Below are 20,021 nucleotides of genomic sequence, written 5' to 3' on the forward strand. Positions count from 1 at the left end.
AATCTGCTTTTATTTGGTAGAAATTTACAGGCCCAAGGAAAATTAATATTGACTTAATATTAAAAACACTGCCTGCAATAACCCTATAACAAAACCCAAAACACCACCTAGAGTGACAATTGCTTGCAATTCATTTTTGACAATCCCCTCAATTGCAGCTTCTAAATCAGCCGGTGAAGTTGATTTTACACGGTCAACTATCACTTCATCTATAGACAAAATCGGAATCACCTGCGCCACAATTGCTTCTAAATCTTTTTCCAAATACTTATCTAAAATTATAGCCAACTCTTGACTCATGACTTCTAAAGAAGTGCTTACAACAGGTGAACTACTAAGACGATTGAGCAGCACTACAGCAATATTTTCCCAATCAACAGAATCAGTTAATCCTTGTAAAAAATCACTGCCACTATTTTGCAGGTAATGACGGACACTTTCGCGGGTGGTCCTTCGTAGTTGGCGCACCGTTCCCATTGGCAAGTTTTGTAATGATAAATTTTGCAGTAATTTCCTGATGCGATCGCGCATTTGCAAATCTTGAGTAAATTCCTGCAAGCGAGTATTGGTAGCCTCCTTTTCATCCAAGCAAAAAGTCCGTAGCCGTGTGAGAGTATTACGTAAGCCAAATAAATTTGCTACTACCCAATAAGTACCACTGGTTTTTTCGCGGAAGCCATCATCGATAATTTGAATGGTGCGATCGGTCAAGAAATCAATTATCGCTTGGCGCAACATATCCGGCGGCAAAATTACTTCCAACAACCAATCAACAAGCCGCGTAGCTTGTTCTTCACTAAGTTGAAATTCCAGTAATATCTGGTCAAAAATTTGATTGATTTGCCCTTCCAAAAAGTCTTCACGTCGCGCTAAAACCTTGAGTAATCGTGGTAAGGATTCCCCTAGTAAATCGCGCAAAATTCCGGCTGCAATTTTGGCGCTGTTTTGATTTTTATCTGTTTTGATTTGTTCAATCGCCAGTTGCAACAACCAGAGAATTGCTGCTTGCACGCGTTCTGTTTGCAACAAACGCCGCGCCAGATTTTGCAATTCTTGTGGTGTCAAAAGTGACCCCATGATTGTATTAGAAATATTCTTAGCCAGACGTTCTTGATTGCCAGGGATCAATCCAGGGGTGAAGGGTACTCTTCGTCCAGCGATATAAATTGCTCGGTAAGGACGGAACAACATTTTGATGGCTATGTCATTTGTGAAATAGCCAATAATTCCACCCAGTACCGGGGGAGACACATAAAGCCAAAGATGAGACCAGTCCACAGGAAGAATTAAAAAAGTTAGGAGTTTAGGGCTTAGAGTGAGGAGTGAGGAGTTAGGAGTGAGGAGTTAGGAGTGAGGAGTGAGGAGTTAGGAGTTAGGAGTTAGGAGTGAGGAGTTAGGAGTTAGGAGTTAGGAATGATAAATGAGAATTTATCACTACTCATAACTCATAACTTCTAACTTATAACTCCTAACTTACTAAGCACTAGCACTCCCATCATACCGTTCGCAATGGGGTAGTGTGTGGCAACAGCAAAACCAACTTGACGCGCTAACTCTATTTGCTCTTTCCCGATAGGAAAGCGATCTAAGCTGGGACTGATGTAAGCATATTCTTCTTTTAACCCTAAATAGTTGGCAACTGGTACCACAAAACTGTCGAGATACCACTGTTGAAAGGTACGTAGCTGAAGATTACTCGGTCGATGAAAGTCTAAAATTGCGGCTTTAGCACCAGGTTTTAAAACACGATATAACTCTTGGAGACTGCGGGGAATATCTTTAACATTTCTTAAACCATAGCCCATTGTTGCGGCATCAAATTGGTTGTCGTCAAAGGGTAAATTGAGAACATCAGCTTCTACCCAGGTAACAGCAGGTTGAGGATACTGCCTTTGGGAGCGTTCTTTAGCAGTTTCTAGGAGGTTTGCAGAAAAATCCACTCCGTACACCTGTCCTGTTGCTCCCACGCGCCTTGCCAAACGTAAGGCTAAATCCCCACTACCGCAACACAAATCTAATGCGGTATCTCCCGATTTAGCTGCACTCCATTTCACTGTCATTTCCTTCCAGATTCTATGTTGCCCCAGACTTAACCAATGATTCAACTGGTCATAAACTGGAGCAATACGGTTAAAAATGGACTGAATTTCGTTAGTCATTGGGCATGGGGGACTTGTAGTGAGCGAAGTGAAAGTATTGGGTATGCGGCATTAGTTTTTGACAAATGACAAATGACAAATGACAAATGACAAATGACAAATGACAAATGACAAATGACCACTACAGAATGATTTGATGGTTAGCACTACTAGTCAGAGCGATCGCCACTAGTTGGGCTGATAAATTAATTAGTATTAGTTCATCTTCTCGCAAAGTGCAGGGTTGTTTCCACTGTAGCGACAATACGCCCAAGAGTTGATTCCGGTAGCTAATTGGGATTACTAAATGTGCTTGCACACCCGTATCTTGGTAGTAAATAGCATCAACTAATCTAGTATCTTTAAGTATATTTAAGGAAAGTTGCATTTGCCCGGTGGCGATCGCTTGCTTTGTTAGTAGGTCTTGAGACAGCCAATTTCCTATTGTACCTGTTTCGCTGTAAACTCCTTGAGTGGCAACCAGAGTATTTCCATCTGTAACCTGTAGGATACAGCCTTCTGCCCCAAAAGTCTCACTTACCGCTCTAGCAATTGGAGCAAGAGTTTCCTCTAAACTAGAAGCTGCTTGAGTTAGTTGCACTAAAGCGCTCAGAAGCGACATTTGAGCGTGAGTACGGCGTAATTCTTCTGTACGTTGCTTGAGCAAGTCGTAGGTTTCTGCTGCTCTTTGCACCACTGCCTTCAGTTCCCCTGGATCCCAAGGCTTGGTGATATATTTGTAGACTTGCCCTGCATTAATCGCTTCTACCAAGTCTTCAATATCAGTAAATCCGGTGAGAATGATTCTTACTGTATCGGGAAACTGAGGTACAGTCTTGCTGAGAAACTCAGTTCCTTTCATTTCTGGCATCCGTTGATCAGAGATAATCACCGCTACCTCCCCTTCTGCTGCCAAAACTTGTAGGGCATTCACCCCACTGTTAGCTTTCAGAACATTAAAGTCGCGTCGAAATGTCCGATAGAGTAGGTCAAGATTATCTGGCTCATCGTCAACTACGAGGATTTTCAGCTTTTTTGGTCGTTCGAGAGTCATCACTTGATATTGGACTTTATCAGTTTCGAGACTGGCCTTATCCATAAGATATTTCCTTTAAATATTTAATATCTTGTTATATTCCATACCAAGTTTAGTTGAGAATAGCCCAATTATAGTACGAGTTTTTACGTAGCTGTATTGCATATATCAACACAAAAATTGCCAAGCTACAGAGGAAATCTGCCTGTCCAAACATCTGAATTAGAAAAAATTTCACTATAGCAGTCGCTTTGATTTTTGAAATCATTTGCGTGGTGCGCAAGGGCGATAGACGCAACCTGTTAGAGTATTCCACAAAATTAAAGTCGAGATAAGTCGCCACAGATGAGATCAAGGCAGTAGGTCTGGGTAGTTCATAGATTAGAATAAGACTTGCTCATGAGGTGTTAATAGACCTCTCAAGTTGAAGCTCGCACTCCATTATGACTGATTTACCACCCAACGCTCAGAATCCCGAAGACGATGCTACCAGCGATGTAGCACAAGAGTTACTCCGAAAGCTGAGGCAAAAACAAGGCAACTGGGTGGAATGGGGAATGGCGATCGCCTCTTTGCTAAAATCTGGTTACAATCCCCAAGACCTTTTTGAGGCGACTGGATTTGAGCCAATTCAACAAAATCAGGTGGTTGTTGGTTCTCAAGTTTACAATTCTTTGGAAAAGTTTGGAGTATCAGAAGCAACGCGATCGCACTACAGTACACGCGGCAGTGATGTTTTATACGAACTGCGTTTGCTCACTCAAGAAGAACGCGCCGCCGCCGCCGAACTGATCTTCTTCCACAACGTTGACGCTGATGAGGCGCGGGAAGTAGCAAAAGCAATTAAAGAGTTCTCCTATTACCGCACTTTGCCAGAAGGGTTTTCTACCCATCCTGGGGATGCCGTTGCTCACCAAGTTTGGAAACTGGCACGCCAAAATACAGATTTACAACAGCGATCGCGTCTGATTGCCAAAGGTTTGCGTTTTGCTCACACGCCAGGAGCCAGGAAACAAATCGAACAGCTACTGACTGATTTTACTACCGTTCCCCAGCGTCCAGCGCCAATTTTACCCTTTTACCGTCTGGAATTTGAAGAACAATTACCCCGAATCTTGCCCGTGGTTGGCGAGTTGCCATTGTCACGCCAAGACTTGCAAGCTGTGCCTGTAGTCACGGAAATTGAACCATTTCGCATGGTCAAGTTTTCTGGAGAACAAGCTTGGGTGCCGCTACCAGGTTGGCAAGTGCTGTTGGCGGCAGAAGATCCAGTAGTAATTTTAGCGAATAGCGATCGCTTCCCCATCCAAACTCAAACCCAAACAGGGCCAGTCGTAGTAGTGATAGATCGTGCCCAACGACAATGGGATGCTTCGAGCTACTTTGTCGTTGAAAATGGTAGTGAATTAGATTTTCAGTGGTTTGAAACTGAGCCAGAAATTCCTTTATTAGGACAAATTATTATCATCGTTCGTCCTAAGAAAATTCTCGATGAAGAATTAACTAAGGATTCCTGGCAAATTGACGAATAAATTTAATTTTAGTCTGTGATCTAATCTGTTAACACTGTCCAAACATCCCATAGCAGATGGGGCATTGGTTCAATTTTTTGTTTGGCTAATGCCGCCAGTTGCTTTAACTTTCTTAACCAGAGCGACGTCCTTGGCTAAACCCTTGATATGACGTATTGTGAGAAGCAAATTGTTAAGAAATTAAGCATTTTTTTCGTGATTCTAAGTTTTCCGGTATCTTCATATTTTATCATCAGAAATATTCAGGAAAAAACAAATTCCTATTTTTTCGATTGAGTTTCATCACTAAATAAAGGCAATGGATTTCCTGTTAACAGGAATGAATTAAGCATTGTGCAACATAGCCATCACTCGTTTGTAGTTGAACAAGGAGTTTTCCAAAAATGTCTCTCACGAAGCGTTGTTTAGCCGAATTTATCGGCACATTCTGGCTTGTTTTAGGTGGCTGTGGTAGTGCTGTTCTAGCCGCAGCCTACACAGCAGATGCCGCAAAAATCAGCGAGAATACTTCTTTTCCATTGGGTATTGGATTAGTCGGTGTATCTTTGGCATTCGGGCTTACCGTCCTCACAGGGGCTTATGCTCTTGGTCATATTTCTGGTGGTCATTTTAATCCAGCAGTTTCCTTTGGGCTGTGGGCAGGTAAACGCTTTCCTGGGTCTGACTTACTACCTTACATCGTCTCTCAAGTAATCGGTGCAGTTGTTGGTGCGGGCATTATCTACCTGATTGCTAGTGGCAAAACTGGATTTTCTTTGAGTGGCTCGAACCCATTGGCTACTAACGGCTTCGGGACTCACTCTCCAGGTGGTTACACCCTGTTTGCTTGCCTGATTACTGAAGTTGTGATGACTTTCATGTTTCTGCTGATTATTCTGGGTGTAACTGATCGGCGTGCCCCGAAAGGATTTGCACCACTGGCAATTGGTTTTGGACTCACCTTGATTCACCTGATTAGCATTCCTGTAACCAATACTTCCGTTAATCCTGCCCGCAGTACTGGAGTTGCTTTATTTGCAGGTGTAGAACTATTTTCGCAAATCTGGTTGTTCTGGATAGCTCCGATATTCGGGGCTATTTTAGCAGGATGGTTGTACGCAGCCGTCTTTAGCGAATCAAGTATCGAAGAACGGCAAAATGTCAATGAGCTAGTCTGAAAGTATTTAGGACTTACGCAACTGGCATATTATTTTTAGTTTGTAGTGAGGACTTTAGTCCTCAAAATCAGGGCTGAAGCCCTTACTACAAACTAAAAGCTTTTATTTTTTGTGACACTTGCGTAAGTCCTAGTATTTTTCAAGTGTACGAGTTAGCCCAGTATTTCTGGTTTCTATAGCAGTTCGTCAAAACGAGCAATATAGGACTCCCATCTGATTTATCAACCAATACGCTTGGGTTAAGGTTAAAACTCTTTGTCAAACTTAAATTTTTTAACGTAGACGCACTCGCGTTTGCGTCTCGTTGAGAACCCGCTTGCCGCAGGCTACCGCAGAGGCACAGAGGAATCAGAGAGAAGGAAAAAATGCTTAACCCAAGCGTATTGATTTATGAACAGGATTTCAGATAGAATCCTGAGAAATGCTAATTTTACAGCATATACCACAAACTATTGAAATGGCGACTGTCAGTAGTCTCTCAGCAATTTTGATTAATAAACAAGGGGATTTTCCTAATTGATTTATGGCACAATGATACTTCGTTTATTAAAACAATGGAAGAGTTATACCAGCGAGTCAAAACCAAAAATCATCACCTCTGATTTCAGGGCTTTTTTCACTTTATTCAACTCCTCTACTTTAGTCTAAATTTGGTTTACCCTATGATTTTTATCGTTTGTTAGAAATCCGGGCTTGGAGCATCACAATCATCAGGGGCTAACCACAAGTCCCAAGTAATCATGTTGTATTTTCCAACCAGAGGACTGTGATGATACCTATTGCATAAGCGATGATATCCTTCCAATCAAATACACTTCCCAAGGCAACAGCCAGAATCTTATATTTTTGCAATCCTAAATTATTTACAAAATTAAAATATTGAAGCATTTCGATAGTACAAGAAAAGTCCTCTTGTTGGTAGCAAAAGGTTCTAGCTCACCCTAAATCCCCCGATGTTGCATCTTTCGCTTTACCTAAATACTTATAACTTACAGGATAAGTTTATGAAGTTCAAAGATGATAAGCAGTTATTAAAACTCCTCGTTGGTATTGCCTGGATTGATGGGGAACTCGAACCAGGAGAACAAGAATTTTTGCAACGGATGGCAAATGAGAAAGGACTCGCGGATGATCCGGAAATTAAATCCTTGTTGTTGGTAGATAAACCAGTACAGCCTGAAGAATGTTATGACTGGTTACAAGCCTATTTAGGGAATAATGTTGAAGACAAAGATTTTGAAGAGTTGTACGAAGCCATTAACTCCCTGATGTATAGCGATGGTGTGTTGGATAGCCAGGAAAAAGAACTTTTAGCAGAGCTTGCAGCTACAAACGTAGTGAGCGCTCCAAGTCGCAAACTTACTCTACAGCGACGATTCATGAGCATGATGCTCGATAGCAAATTCCTGGCAGGCGTAGTTCAGATGGAGCGCTCATCAATTGTTAGTCAAACAGCAATTGGGACTGGCTATTATGCTCGCGTTCCCTATCAAGTCATAAGTCGCTTCAGTACCACTGCAAGTACCAAAATTCTCGCGGACGATATGGCGAAGCTCTATTTAACTGACAACTTCGCACCAGTCAAAAAAGAAATCACTGCGGACAACCTGACAGTAGAAGGCAAACTGCCCAAAGAACTAAAAGGGGTGTTTCTCCGCAACGGCCCCAATCCGCAATTTAAGCCCATTGGACTTCATCACTGGTTAGATGGAGATGGAATGCTCCACTCTGTAGAGATTAGCAATGGCAAAGCCAGCTACCGCAACCGCTACATCCGCACAGATGGGTTTAACGTCGAGCAAACTCAAGGTAAAGCAATTTGGCCTGGGCTGCTGAATCTGCCAAGGTTTGACACACCCTACGGCTTGATGATGAAGAATACTGCCAATACTTCATGTGTATTGCACGCTGGGAAATTGTTGGCTCTCTGGGAAGCTGGCGCACCTTATCTTATCCGGCTTCCAGATTTAGAAACTATTGGTGTATATACCTTTAACCACAAACTCGCTTCTACCTTTACAGCGCACCCAAAAGTTGACCCGGTGACGGGTGAAATGATTGTGTTTGGCTTCTCACCCATTGCTCCACCTTACCTGGAATATAGCGTCGTTTCAAAAGAAGGGGAATTAAAGCAAACCGTTCCCATTAATATACCAGCCCCGGTGATGATGCATGATTTTGGCATCACTGAACGCTACACCATTTTCCTAGATATGCCGCTGACTTTCAAACCGATGCGAATTATGCAAGGTCAGCTACCCATTAAGTTTGAGGCTCAAAACTCAAGCCGTATTGGTATCCTACCCCGCCACGGGGATAATCGAACAATCCGTTGGTTTAAGGTTTCTGCCTGTATGCTCTACCATGTGGGTAACGCTTGGGAAGAAGGCAATGAAGTGGTACTCTTCGCTACCAGAACACCCGATACTTACTTATTTATCCCCCAAGAAGACAAAGGTGAAGGTGGGGAAACTGAGTTTGAACACTTCCGCCTGTATCGCTATCGGATCAACCTAGGGACGGGTGTTGTGAAAGAAGAGCCTTTGGATGATGTTGCGACAGAATTTCCTCGCATCAACGACGATTTTACGGGTCGGAAAACACGTTATATGTACGCTTCACAGCAGGCAACCTACATGAGACCCAGACTATTATTGGATGGTTTGATTAAGTATGACTTAGAAACTGGTAGCTCCCAACTGCATGAATTTGGACGGGGACGCTTTGGTGGTGATAGTGCCTTTGCTCCTCGCCCTGGTGCTGCTGCTGAGGACGATGGTTGGTTGCTGACGATGGTCTGGGATGCGGTAGCCAAGCAGTCTGAATTACTGGTTATTGATGCCCAAAATTTCACATCTGAACCTGTAGCGCGGGTACTTATGCCTCAGCGCGTTCCTTACGGTTTCCATGCTACCTGGATATCGTCGGTAGCAGCCTCAAAATCATCCCAAAAATGGTCAAGTGGCAATGAGACTAAGAAAAGGTGAAACCCTTGTCAGGGCTGGGTGTAGGAGTGTAGGCAATACGGTTCGATTAGTGATATTTTGCCCTGGAAGATCCCCCCAACCCCCCGATAAATTGGGGGGCTAAAACCTTTCCCCCCCCTTTTTTTTAAAGGGGTCGCCATAGGCGGGGAAATCTTAACCGAACCGTATTGGGAGTGTAGGGGAAGAGGGTTGTAAAATTTGTTTTGTCAAAGGATTCTCAAATTCATATCTGCGATTTGGGAATTACATTTAATATCTATTTAAAAATAAAATTTGATATGTCAGACTCTAAATTTACTACTCCTGTGGCTCAAGAATCACTGCACTCAGAATTGTCTGAGCGATCGCCTATTTCTTCTCTGCCAGAAAAAATTTTAGCAATCCGCAACAGTCTACGTCCTGGACAGCAGCAAATGGCTGACTGGCAATCTGGGCCTTTGGCTATTTCAGCCGTTCCTGGTGCAGGCAAATCTACGGGTATGGCGGCGGCGGCGGCGATCGCGATCGCCCGTCAATATGAACGTTCATCCTCCCGCCGTCAGTTGATAGTCGTTACTTTTACTCGCTCTGCTGCTGCCAATATTAAGGCAAAGATCCGTAAAGATTTAAAGAAATTATCTTTACCACAGACAGGCTTTTTTGTCTATACTCTACATGGTCTAGCCTTGAATATTGCCAGCCGCCACTCTGATTTATCGGGTTTGCAGTTAGAGAATGTCACATTAATTACACCAACCCAAAGTCACCGTTTTATCCGAACTGCTGTAGAACAATGGATTGTAAATAATCCAGATATATATTTGCGGTTATTAGAAGGTCATCAATTTGACGGAGAAGAGACCGAAAGGTTGCGTCGTCAATCGGTGCTGCGAACAGAAGTATTGCCAGAATTGGCGAATACGGTAATTCATGAGGCAAAAAGTTCTGGAATATCGCCACAATTGTTGCGGGAGTGGAGTAAACAAACCACAGACGAATATGCAATTTTGAGTATAGCGGCGGGATTATATGAACAATATCAAAACTTAATGCGATCGCGTGACTTCATTGACTATGACGATATGATTTTAGCCGCACTGCGCGTTTTAGAAAACGACAGTGCCCGTCGCATTGAGCAAAATCAAGTATTCGCCGTCTTTGAAGACGAAGCGCAAGATTCTAGCCCACTACAGACGCAGCTGTTGGAAATTTTGGCGGGTGATGAGGGAGATGAGGGAGATCAGGGAGATGAGGGAGATGGGGGAGATGGGGGAGATCAGGGAGATGAGGGAGATGAGGGAGATCAGGGAGATGAGGGAGATAACTCCTCACTTTTAACTCCTAACTCCTCACTTTTAACTCCTAACTCCTCACTTCTAACTCCTAACTCCTCACTGAATTTAGTCCGAGTTGGCGACCCTAACCAGGCGATTAACTCTACCTTCACTCCAGCCGATCCGATTTATTTCCGGCAATTTTGTGAGGAGTGCGATCGCATCGAACGATTGGCAACGATGGATCAAGCTGGTCGCAGTACTAGAATTATTATTGAAGCTGCTAACTTTGCTCTCAAATGGATCAATAATCAATGGTTAGCAACAACCAACAACAAACAACAAACTCCTGACAACGGACAAGTACCATTTCGCTTGCAGACAATTCGCCCTGTGGAAGCTGGTGATCCCCAACCTAACGCTAACCCCGCACCAGTCGGACGAGGACTAGAACTTTATAGACCGCGTGATATTCATCACACCGTTGAATTATTATCTCAAAGGGTGATTAAGTTATTTGGTGAAGACCCAACACAAAATAGTGCAGCGATTTTAGTCCGAGAAAATCGCCAAGGAAGATGGTTAGCAGAGGCTCTAACACCTGTATGCAAAGAGCATAAGATTATACTTTACGATGTAGGAGAACGCGATCGCCGTTCCCATGTTCCCCAAGAAATTTTGGCATTACTGCAATTTTGCGATCGCCCTCACTCCCCCGATTACCTCAAAGCGGCCCTCGAAGCATTAGTACAGCGCCAATTAATTCCTACTCAAGACCTGAATATTCTTGCTAGTTTACCAGAAGAGTTTTTGTATCCTGGCCCCCTAGCAGCACCGCAATCAGAAACCGTACAAAAAGCCGCCCGATTGTGTCGCAATTTACTTCGCGCTCGTTTGGAACTTCCTCTTTACCAGCTAATTTCCTTTCTCGCCTTGACCTTAAATTACGATCAAGCAGAATTAGCAACTGCTGACAAACTTGCAGAACGGGTTAACCACCAGATAGCTGGCAATAGTTCGATGGGGGGAATGCTGTCAGCTTTAAGTGAAATCGTCAGTTCGGAACGGTTTGAACCAGTGGAAACGGAGGATTCAGAAGAACGTTACACCCGTCGCGGTCAACTGACAATTATCACCATGCACAAAGCTAAAGGGCTAGATTGGGACTATGTATTTCTTCCCTTTCTCCACGAAAACTTGATTCCTGGCAGATTTTGGGTTCCTCCCCAAAGCCAATTTTTAGGCGACTTTACCTTATCAGAAGTAGCCCGCGCTCAAATTCGCGCTACTCTCCACGAAGAGTCTATCATACCGGATGTTAGTCAGGCATGGGAGGTGGCAAAGAATTTGAAAACATCTGAAGAGTATCGTTTACTCTACGTTGCCATGACACGAGCCAAGGTGCTGTTGTGGATGTCTGCGGAGGAGAAAGCCCCCTTTACTTGGAGTAAACCGGAGAATTTACAACAACAAGCGCCTTGTCCGGTGTTTCCAGCATTAGAACGCCACTTTCCTATATGTGTCGTTAATTCACCAACAGACATCTCCAGAAATTAACGTGAGTTCGACAAGTCTTGTTTGACCTTTCCCCCAGCCCCTCTCCGACGCACAGAGGGGAGTAAAAAGCTTAATTTTTCGTTACTCCTCCCTTTCCGTTTCCCAGAGGGAGGTTGGGAGGGAGAGGTTGATCGAACTCACGTTAAATTAAATTTTAGTCTGGATAAGGGTTTAAAGTATTTTTATAAATCGCAAGGAATCATGAAACTTATGAAAAGATATGTATTAACATTAGCTTTGACAAGCTTACTATCGTGGGGATTTGGGCTTACTGAAAACAATTCTGCTGGGGCTATTTCTCCCTTAGACAGCACTCAATTGTCCCAAACACTCCAGTCACAATCAAGCAATTTGCCGAGGGCGATCGCTGATAAAATTTTACGGGATGCGTCTAAGCGTTCCGGCGTACCTAAACGGGAATTACAGATTACCCAAGTGATACCGAAAACTTTTGCTAACCCCTGTCTGTTCAATTTCGGAGAAGTTTGCACCAGGGAATACAACCCCATCGAGGGCTGGGAAGTAGTTGTCAGAGTTCGGCAATATTCCTGGACTTATCATGTAGATAAATCTGGAAAACAAATCGTTTTAGATCCCAAGGTGAGCGCTTTACAGATATTGCCGAAGGCGATCGCGTATACAATTTTGAACGATGCTTCAAACCGTTCTGGGGTAGCAACTGCTGATTTAAAAATTACTCAAGCTACACCAAAAACCTTTGGAAATTCCTGCGAATTTAACTTTGGTGAAATCTGCATCCAGCTGTTCGACCCAATTGAGGGCTGGGAAGTAATTGTCAAGGTTAAAGGCCAATTTTGGACTTACCATGCCAATAAATCTGGTTCACAAATTGTTTTAGATCCCAAAGTCACCGCCACTAAAAAAAGTTAAATAATCAATGGCTTTGGCTTTTTCCCATCTCTTTACACCGTGCTTTGACCATGAAACTGACAATTCAGGTCATCTGGAAAACCTCACTTCTATTTCTCTCTTCCTTTTAGGAGAGAGACTTTGAATTTCCCCCTTCCCGCAACGGGTTGGGGGTTAGGGGGTTAGGTTTTTGGTGGACTTTTCCACATAACCTGAATTGTCAGAACCATGAAAGCACCGATGTAGTCATTTTTACCATTGGTATAAGCCTCGCGATCGCTGATCTAGAGCGATCGCAGTTGGTAAAATCCTTTATTTAATTGCAGTTATAGCAATTTTCATAGTATATAATAGTGGATCGTGTCGAATCAAAGCTAGACCATGCCTAAATTAAAGACTCGTAAAGCAGCAGCGAAGCGATTCCGTGCCACCGGCACCGGCAAAATCGTCCGTCGTAAAGCTTTCAAAAGCCACCTTTTAGAACATAAAAGTTCCGACAAAAAGCGTGGTATGCGCCAGAGTGCGCTTGTACATGAACGCGATGAACTGAACGTGCGCTTGATGCTCCCATATTTGTAAGTATTTTAGGAAATAAGTTATGACTCGGGTAAAACGCGGTAATGTAGCTCGAAAGCGCCGCAATAAAATTCTCAAACTAGCGAAAGGTTTTCGCGGTTCCCATTCAACTCTATTTAGAACTGCCAACCAACAAGTGATGAAGGCACTACGGAGTGCCTACCGCGATCGCAAAAAGAAAAAGCGCGATTTTCGTCGCCTCTGGATCACCCGCATCAACGCTGCTGCAAGGCAACATGGCTTGAGTTATAGCCAGTTGATCGGGAACTTGAAAAAAGCTGATATCCTGCTAAATCGCAAAATGTTGGCGCAATTGGCAGTCCTCGATCCAGCTAGCTTCGGCAAAGTTGCTGAATTGGCAAATCAAGCTAAAGGATAAAGGTGTTAAGGGATGTATAACAGATGTAACAGATGGCAAGTAATTACTCGGTTACATCTGGTATTATCCGCCACTATTTTTTGGTTTTTTTGCTTTTATATAGTGGCGACAGGATTAACTGCATCTGCTGCCGAAATGCCAGAAATTCAGCAGCGTGGCTATTTAAATGTTGCCGTTAAAGATAACTTGTGTCCCTTGGGATTTAAAGACGCCAATGGGAATTTACAAGGCTTAGAAATTGACTTGGCAAAGCGTTTGGCAGTTGATTTGGTTGGTAAAGCCGAGGCTGTAAAATTTCAACCTGTAGCGAATCGCGATCGCCTGTCTGTAGTCTTAGATAAGAAAGTTGATTTTGCGATCGCTAGAGTCACAGCAACCGAGTCACGCTCTCGTATAGTTAGTTTCAGTGTTCCCTACTATTTAGATAGCACTGTATTAATCACAAAAGATAACTCTGTACAGCAGTTGAGTGATTTGGCAAAACAGAAAATTGCCGTACTCAACAACTCTAGTACCATCGCTAAAGTGCAATACTATCTACCAAATGCCGAGTTGGTAGGAGTGAATTCATATCAAGAAGCGCGAGAGAAAATAGAAAATAATGCTGCTGCTGCCTTTGGCGCAGATGCTAGCATTTTGAGCGGTTGGGTGCAACAATATCCGCAATATCGACTACTGTCAACCAAGCTATCAACTGAACCCTTGTCTGTAGTCATGCCCAAGGGATTGCAATACGATGAGTTCAGACGAAATGTGAATAAAGCGATCGCTCGTTACTTAGAAGAAGGTTGGCTCCAGCAACGCTCTCAATATTGGGGTTTACCGTAAGTTGGTCATTAGTCATTAGTCATTAGTCATTAGCAAATAACAAATAACAAATGACAAAGGACAAATAACAAATGACAAATGACAAATGACAAATGACAAAGGACAAAGGACAAAGGACAAAGGACAATAGACTGATAATAGATTACGAAGCAACTTTATAATATTTGTAGCAATGGATAACAGTTTAGCCGTTGTTTATCTGTCAATTTTGGTGGTTATACTCACAATTGCAGCCGTGAGTGTTTTTCGCCAGATTTTCAAAACTCGCAAGATTGAAGGCTCTTTTGCTAGGTTGCGAAAGAAGTTAGAGAAAGAAAAGGGTACGACTCAAGAATATTATGAGTTAGGCAGTATTTATTCAGAGAAAAAAATGTATTCTCAAGCGATCGCGCTATTTCAAAAAGCTCTCAAAGCTTCCGAAGAGGAAGGAGAACAGGATATTGCCCCTATCTACAACGGACTGGGCTATATTTATTTTACCCAAGAGCAATATGACTTAGCAATTCGTCAGTATAAAGAAGCTCTCAAATCTAAACCAGACTACGTGACAGGATTAAATAATCTCGGTCACGCCTATGAGAAGAAAAAATTAACTACTCAGGCGTTACAAGCTTACGAAGAAGCACTCAAATTGTCTCCAAATAACTCTATTGCTAAACGTCGTGCTGAATCTTTACGTCGGTTGGTTTCGGCATAGATTGGATATTGGGCGTTAGGAGTTAGGAGTTAGGAGTTAGGAGTTAGGAGTTAGGAGTTAGGAGTTAGGAGTTAGGAGTTTTGTTTATCTCCCTCACTCCCTCATCTCCCTCATCTCCCTCATCTCAACCCAACCTACGCCAGTTTTAGTTTTTAGCCTTAACCCAAGCGTATTGGGGTTGGCGGTGGGGTGTTAGGGACTTTTCCAAGAGGTCTTTAGAAAATAAGGACTAAAGTCCTGACTACGAACTTGCTTACCCATCGATATTTTGCAGTCCCATCGCAATCTTACTGTGTTTTTCAATTTGCCCCATCACTTGTTTTGCTCGTTGAATAACTACGGCCGGTAAACCCGCCAATCTTCCCGCTTCAATTCCATAAGACTTATCAGCACCTCCTGGCTGGACTTGGTGCAAAAAGATAATTTGGTCGGGTAATTCTTTCACCGTCACCTGATAGTTAGCCACATTCGGTATAATGCTGGCCAGTTCATTTAACTCGTGGTAATGGGTGGCAAAAATTGTGCGTGACCGAATATCCACTGCTATATATTCTGCCACTGCCCAAGCGATGGAAAGACCATCAAATGTTGCTGTCCCACGGCCAATTTCATCTAATAGTACCAGCGACCTAGATGTGGCATGATTAAGAATATTTGCGGTTTCATTCATTTCCACCATAAAGGTAGATTGACCGGTTGCTAAATCATCTACTGCACCTACACGAGTGAAAATGCGATCGCATATTCCCAATCTAGCAAACCTCGCTGGTACAAAACTACCAATCTGCGCCATTAACTGAATCAATCCCACCTGGCGCAAATAACAACTTTTGCCACTGGCATTTGGCCCGGTAAGAATAATCAAATCGGGATTGTCATTGGTCATTTGTCCTTGGTCATTGGTCATTTGTTCTTGGTCATTGGTCATTTGTCCTTGATTATCTGCTAATGACAAATGACTAATGACTAATGACTCTTCTCCCAATTGCGTCGAATTCGGCACAAAGAAACCCGCAGGTAAAGACTGTTCCACCACCGGATGACGACCATCAACAATGTTTATCTCCCTTCCTGACAACATTTCGGGACGACAGTAACCTTGATGCACCGCCAACTGTGCTAAACCACACAACACATCTGCGGCCGCCACTGCACGAGATAGATTGCGAATTACCTCCGCCTCTTGTGCTACCTCTTCTCGCAACGCCGTAAAAATCTCATATTCCAACTGATTTAAATCATCTCGCGCCGTGAGAATGCGGGCTTCTCGTTCTTTCAAATCAGGGGTGATGTAACGTTCCTCATTGGTCAGGGTTTGCTTACGGATATAATTAGCGGGTACTTGGTCAGCTTTGCTGCGGGAAATACTGATGTAATAACCAAAAGTTTTGTTAAATCCTACCTTCAGTGTCGAAATTCCCGTCTTAGCCCTTTCATCAACTTCCAAGTTGGCAATCCATTGCTGGTCTGCTTCTACAGTTGCCTTTCTTTCATCCAACAGAGGATTTACACTGGGGCGAATTAATCCGCCTTCTTTGATTAGTATGGGTGGTGACTCTACAAGATGTGCGTGTAACTTTTGTGCCAATTCTTCCAACACACTTGGGACTTTCTGCAAAGCTTTGAGAAATGGAGAACGCGCCTCAGTTACTAAGTTGGATAATTCCGGTAAGCGTGAGAGTGAATCTGCCAAAGCTACTAAATCTCTAGCATTAGCTGTACCAGAACCCGCCCTACCTGTGAGGCGTTCCAAATCATAAATTTGGCGTAATAACTGCCGCAAATCTTGACGCAGTGGCGTATTTTCGATTAATTCTTGGATGGTATCAAGACGTGCGCGAATGCCTTTAATATCGAGTAGCGGTTGCAATAACCACCGTCGCAAAGCCCGCCCACCCATCGCTGTACTAGTTTTATCTAATGCCCAGAGTAGGGAACCGTGAAAAGTGCCGTCCCGGACGGTTTGGGTAATTTCTAGGTTACGGCGGGTTTGATTGTCAACAATTAGGTAATCAGTAAGGGTGTAGCTGCGGAGTCTTTGGAGGGTGACAGGGTTTTCTTTTTGAGTATCTTCCAAGTATTCCAGAAGACCGCCGGCTGCACGGACGGCTAGGGGAAGATGATCGCAACCAAGTCCTTCGAGCGATCGCACCTTAAATTTCTGCAATAATCTCGGTCTAGCTTCACCTTGAGAAAAAGGCACTTGCGATCGCAAACTATAGCAAAATGATGGTGGTAAACATTGGGGAAGATGTGGCGAAGTTTCTCCCGGACGCAGCAAACTACCCAAATCGGGCGCATTTGTCGGAACTAACACTTCCGAAGGTTGCAAGCGCATTAATTCTTGTGTCAAATGTTCTAAATCACTACCTTGAGTGGTAAGAAATTCCCCTGTAGAGATGTCTGCATAGGCTAAACCCCAATGATTTGCGGCAATTACCACTGCTGCTAAGTAATTATTGCGACTGGATTTGAGCATTCCCTCTTCCAGCAAAGTACCGGGGGTAATAATACGTGTTACTTCTCGCCGCACCAATCTCCCAGCAGCTTCAGAAGCATCTTCCACTTGGTCACAAATTACCACTGCATAGCCTTTTTCTACCAGCATCGTCGCGTAGCGTTCCCAAGCGTGATGCGGAACACCAGACATCGCCACCCGTCCCTGTTCTCCAGCTTGCTTACTAGTGAGAACTAATTCTAATTCTTGCGCTAGTTTCACAGCATCTTGAAAATAGCATTCAAAGAAATCTCCTACCCGATACAGCAATACGGCGTGAGGATATTTATCCTTCGTTTCGACATAGTGCAGGTACATTTGACTTAGCTTGCTGCGGTCTACCTGTCGATGGTCGGAAATAAAAGTACTCGCGTTGGGTTTGGTAGATGGAGTTTCAGAGTGAGAAGCGGTCATAGATGCTATTAGGAGCGGAAATTCCACAATATCCGATGATAACGTGATGTTATAGGCAAAGGGCGATCGCTCAAGAATATTTTACTCTTGGCTGGGATTGTTAGTTGATACACCCATTTTTGCTGTGATTGTGGTAAAAAGGCGATCGCAGTATGGCGAAGCCTGACGTACTTTGCCCACGTCTAACAATTCTAGAAGCTTCGAGGCGTGTTTGATTTTGTGGTACTCACCCTTTGTAGTGCTACGAGTTGCAGCTTTTAAGGTTGGTTCTAAACTATCTTTGTCGATAGTCTCCACATTAGTATTCTTGGAAATAGGATTTTCTTTAAATCCCTGTCCGTAAAATGTCTTCATAGTTACGATATCGCTAATAAACCAAGCTTCCATTGCTTGTACCATTAAATGGCAATGACTATCATCAACACCTGATGGTGCATCCCAATTATCCCTAAACTTCAGATGCTCCCAAGGAGACTGTGTGGTAACAGATGCTTCTGCATCCACAAGTAACACATTAAAGGCTTCTGGATGAGATTTTAAAGCATTTTTAAAATCACGTAAAGCGTTATTACGAGAACCACAGATAGTAAGATCCCATTTAACTTTTTTACTTTTAGCTATTTCTACAAGTGGTTTTAAAAATTGACTAAATCCTTGTCTAATTAAAGCTTTAGTATTCTTTCCATCTCCACCACCTTCTATATAAATCCTCACCTCACTTACCATCGATTTCCCCCAATTTCACCCATCCGCCAGAGGTCACCAAGACTATAATTTTCTAGCCAATTTTTCAGTTTATCAGGTTCAAGGCGGCGGAGGTGAGAGCCTTTTTCATCGCGTTCACACACCAGGACTGATTCAGGATATTCACTTAAAGCAGAAACTAAAGCATCAGAATGGGTAGTAACTATGATTTGAGTTCGCCCTGATGCTTCTATTAACATTTCTGCAATAGTCGGTAAAATATCTGGATGTAAACCAATCTCTGGTTCTTCAAGACAAATAAGTGGTGGTGGAGTTGGGTCAAGCAGTAAAGCCATTAAAAATAAATACCGAAGTGTACCATCAGATAAACGATTTGCAGAAATTGGTTGAATAAGTCCTTTTTCACGAATAAATATTTGTACTGTACCACCATATATTCTTACATCGAAATCCTCTGCTGATTCATAAAAAATTTTGAGCTTTTCAATAAGTTTTCTCCTACCTATTTTGTATTGTAAATCATTTGAAAACAAACCTAAATTACTCCCATCTTCTAGTAAAGGATGTTGGGGTAAGTCAGTTTTTTGAGCATTTCTTGGTTCTGAATATCGTCCCATCTGCCAGTGACGATATAAAGCAATTTTGGAAAATTCTGTGCTGAGATAAGAGAGTTCTGGATACAAATCTGGGTCTTTTATTTGAGATAAAACAGACTGATCGGGAATCAAATCTTCTCGGCGAAGAGAGCGTTTTAATGGTTCTCCATTATTCTCCATTTGGTTGATATTTAAAACGGGACGACCTCTTTGGTAACGATAGTAAAAATAGACATCTGCTTGACCTGTATATCTTTGTTCATTTTCTATAGCTTCATCCACTAACTCTAGTCTGTTAACAATTGAAGTCAGGTTCACATAATAGCGCAAATTTTGGGATCTTTGAGGATAATTTAAAGTAGCTTCTATTTTGGCTACTGGATTTTCTTGTCCACCCTTCCACAAAAATTCGCTAATGCCTCCCCCTTGCCTAAATGGGGCGGGTAAGTCTGTCGGTGTCGCCCTTAAAATTCCAATTGCTTCAATAAAATTAGATTTCCCAGAAGCATTAGATCCAATTAATACATTCAAAGGTTGCAGTTCAATTTCTTCACCCTCACTTCCATAAGAAAGGAAGTTTTCTAATCGCAGAGTGCGGATAAATCTTTTACCTTCCATTCAATTTTCCTATTTCCTATTTAGTTAATTATCTATATTTTATTAATGTCATAGATGTTAGTAACTATGCAAACAAATTCCATAACATTCAACGATAACATGATGTTAGAAGTAATTATTTTTGATTTATTCAAGAGGTCTACAGAGTTAGGACTTACGCACTCGTGACGAAAAACTAAGC

16 protein-coding genes are annotated in these 20,021 nt (G+C 42.8%); 9 read left to right on the top strand and 7 right to left on the bottom strand.

Annotated features, from left to right (window positions below; genetic code table 11):
• Positions 1-42 precede the first annotated feature (42 nt).
• The 3 genes from LC605_RS00105 to LC605_RS00115 form a co-directional block, all read right to left on the bottom strand.
• On the bottom strand, positions 43-1,278 hold the full coding sequence (locus tag LC605_RS00105) for a DUF445 domain-containing protein (RefSeq protein WP_229545547.1): 1,236 nt from the start codon (positions 1,276-1,278) through the stop codon (positions 43-45).
• Positions 1,279-1,454: 176 nt separating this feature from the next.
• A complete protein-coding gene (ubiE, locus tag LC605_RS00110) occupies positions 1,455-2,159 on the bottom strand; it encodes a bifunctional demethylmenaquinone methyltransferase/2-methoxy-6-polyprenyl-1,4-benzoquinol methylase UbiE (RefSeq protein ID WP_229545548.1) in 705 nt (234 codons plus the stop codon).
• A gap of 121 nt (positions 2,160-2,280) precedes the next feature.
• Positions 2,281-3,237 (bottom strand): response regulator, encoded by a 957-nt coding sequence (locus tag LC605_RS00115; RefSeq protein WP_229545549.1) that lies wholly within the window; start codon positions 3,235-3,237, stop codon positions 2,281-2,283.
• 380 nt (positions 3,238-3,617) lie between these two features.
• Here LC605_RS00115 and LC605_RS00120 point away from each other — a divergent pair, with 380 nt between their 5' ends.
• Positions 3,618-4,706 (top strand): RuBisCO accumulation factor 1, encoded by a 1,089-nt coding sequence (locus tag LC605_RS00120; RefSeq protein ID WP_229545550.1) that lies wholly within the window; start codon positions 3,618-3,620, stop codon positions 4,704-4,706.
• A gap of 383 nt (positions 4,707-5,089) precedes the next feature.
• A complete protein-coding gene (aqpZ, locus tag LC605_RS00125; RefSeq protein WP_229545551.1) occupies positions 5,090-5,863 on the top strand; it encodes an aquaporin Z in 774 nt (257 codons plus the stop codon).
• 738 nt (positions 5,864-6,601) lie between these two features.
• Here the strand turns inward: aqpZ and LC605_RS00130 are convergent.
• Positions 6,602-6,757: a DUF2809 domain-containing protein gene (locus LC605_RS00130; RefSeq protein WP_309143252.1), complete on the bottom strand. Its 156-nt coding sequence runs from the start codon at positions 6,755-6,757 to the stop codon at positions 6,602-6,604.
• Between the two features lie 110 nt (positions 6,758-6,867).
• Between LC605_RS00130 and LC605_RS00135 the strand changes: the two genes are divergently transcribed.
• From LC605_RS00135 to LC605_RS00165, 7 genes are all read left to right on the top strand, one after another.
• Positions 6,868-8,850 (top strand): carotenoid oxygenase family protein, encoded by a 1,983-nt coding sequence (locus tag LC605_RS00135; protein ID WP_306426831.1) that lies wholly within the window; start codon positions 6,868-6,870, stop codon positions 8,848-8,850.
• 278 nt (positions 8,851-9,128) lie between these two features.
• On the top strand, positions 9,129-11,660 hold the full coding sequence (locus tag LC605_RS00140) for an ATP-dependent helicase (RefSeq protein WP_229545553.1): 2,532 nt from the start codon (positions 9,129-9,131) through the stop codon (positions 11,658-11,660).
• A 201-nt stretch (positions 11,661-11,861) separates the two neighbouring features.
• The gene (locus LC605_RS00145; RefSeq protein ID WP_229545554.1) at positions 11,862-12,551 is read left to right on the top strand and encodes a hypothetical protein; all 690 of its coding nucleotides are present in this window, start codon (positions 11,862-11,864) and stop codon (positions 12,549-12,551) included.
• Positions 12,552-12,911: 360 nt separating this feature from the next.
• Positions 12,912-13,109: a 50S ribosomal protein L35 gene (gene rpmI, locus LC605_RS00150; protein WP_069069782.1), complete on the top strand. Its 198-nt coding sequence runs from the start codon at positions 12,912-12,914 to the stop codon at positions 13,107-13,109.
• Between the two features lie 19 nt (positions 13,110-13,128).
• Positions 13,129-13,485, top strand: coding sequence for a 50S ribosomal protein L20 (rplT, locus tag LC605_RS00155; RefSeq protein ID WP_229545555.1), 357 nt, complete (start codon positions 13,129-13,131; stop codon positions 13,483-13,485).
• Between the two features lie 12 nt (positions 13,486-13,497).
• The gene (locus tag LC605_RS00160; protein WP_229545556.1) at positions 13,498-14,313 is read left to right on the top strand and encodes a transporter substrate-binding domain-containing protein; all 816 of its coding nucleotides are present in this window, start codon (positions 13,498-13,500) and stop codon (positions 14,311-14,313) included.
• 172 nt (positions 14,314-14,485) lie between these two features.
• Complete coding sequence (locus tag LC605_RS00165; RefSeq protein WP_229545557.1) at positions 14,486-15,010, top strand: tetratricopeptide repeat protein; 525 nt, start codon at positions 14,486-14,488, stop codon at positions 15,008-15,010.
• A 253-nt stretch (positions 15,011-15,263) separates the two neighbouring features.
• On the opposite strand, the gene mutS is transcribed toward LC605_RS00165, so the two are convergent.
• From mutS to LC605_RS00180, 3 genes are all read right to left on the bottom strand, one after another.
• Positions 15,264-17,921, bottom strand: a complete 2,658-nt coding sequence (gene mutS / locus LC605_RS00170; RefSeq protein ID WP_229545558.1) for a DNA mismatch repair protein MutS — start codon at positions 17,919-17,921, stop codon at positions 15,264-15,266.
• An 81-nt stretch (positions 17,922-18,002) separates the two neighbouring features.
• A complete protein-coding gene (locus LC605_RS00175; RefSeq protein ID WP_229545559.1) occupies positions 18,003-18,647 on the bottom strand; it encodes a DUF4276 family protein in 645 nt (214 codons plus the stop codon).
• Entirely contained in the window at positions 18,641-19,840 is a 1,200-nt protein-coding gene (locus tag LC605_RS00180; RefSeq protein ID WP_229545560.1) for an AAA family ATPase, read from the bottom strand. Before LC605_RS00180 ends, LC605_RS00175 begins: the two co-directional genes overlap by 7 nt.
• Positions 19,841-20,021 lie beyond the last annotated feature (181 nt).

The sequence above is a fragment of the Nostoc sp. CHAB 5836 genome (genome assembly GCF_020829445.1).
Taxonomy (GTDB): domain Bacteria; phylum Cyanobacteriota; class Cyanobacteriia; order Cyanobacteriales; family Nostocaceae; genus Nostoc.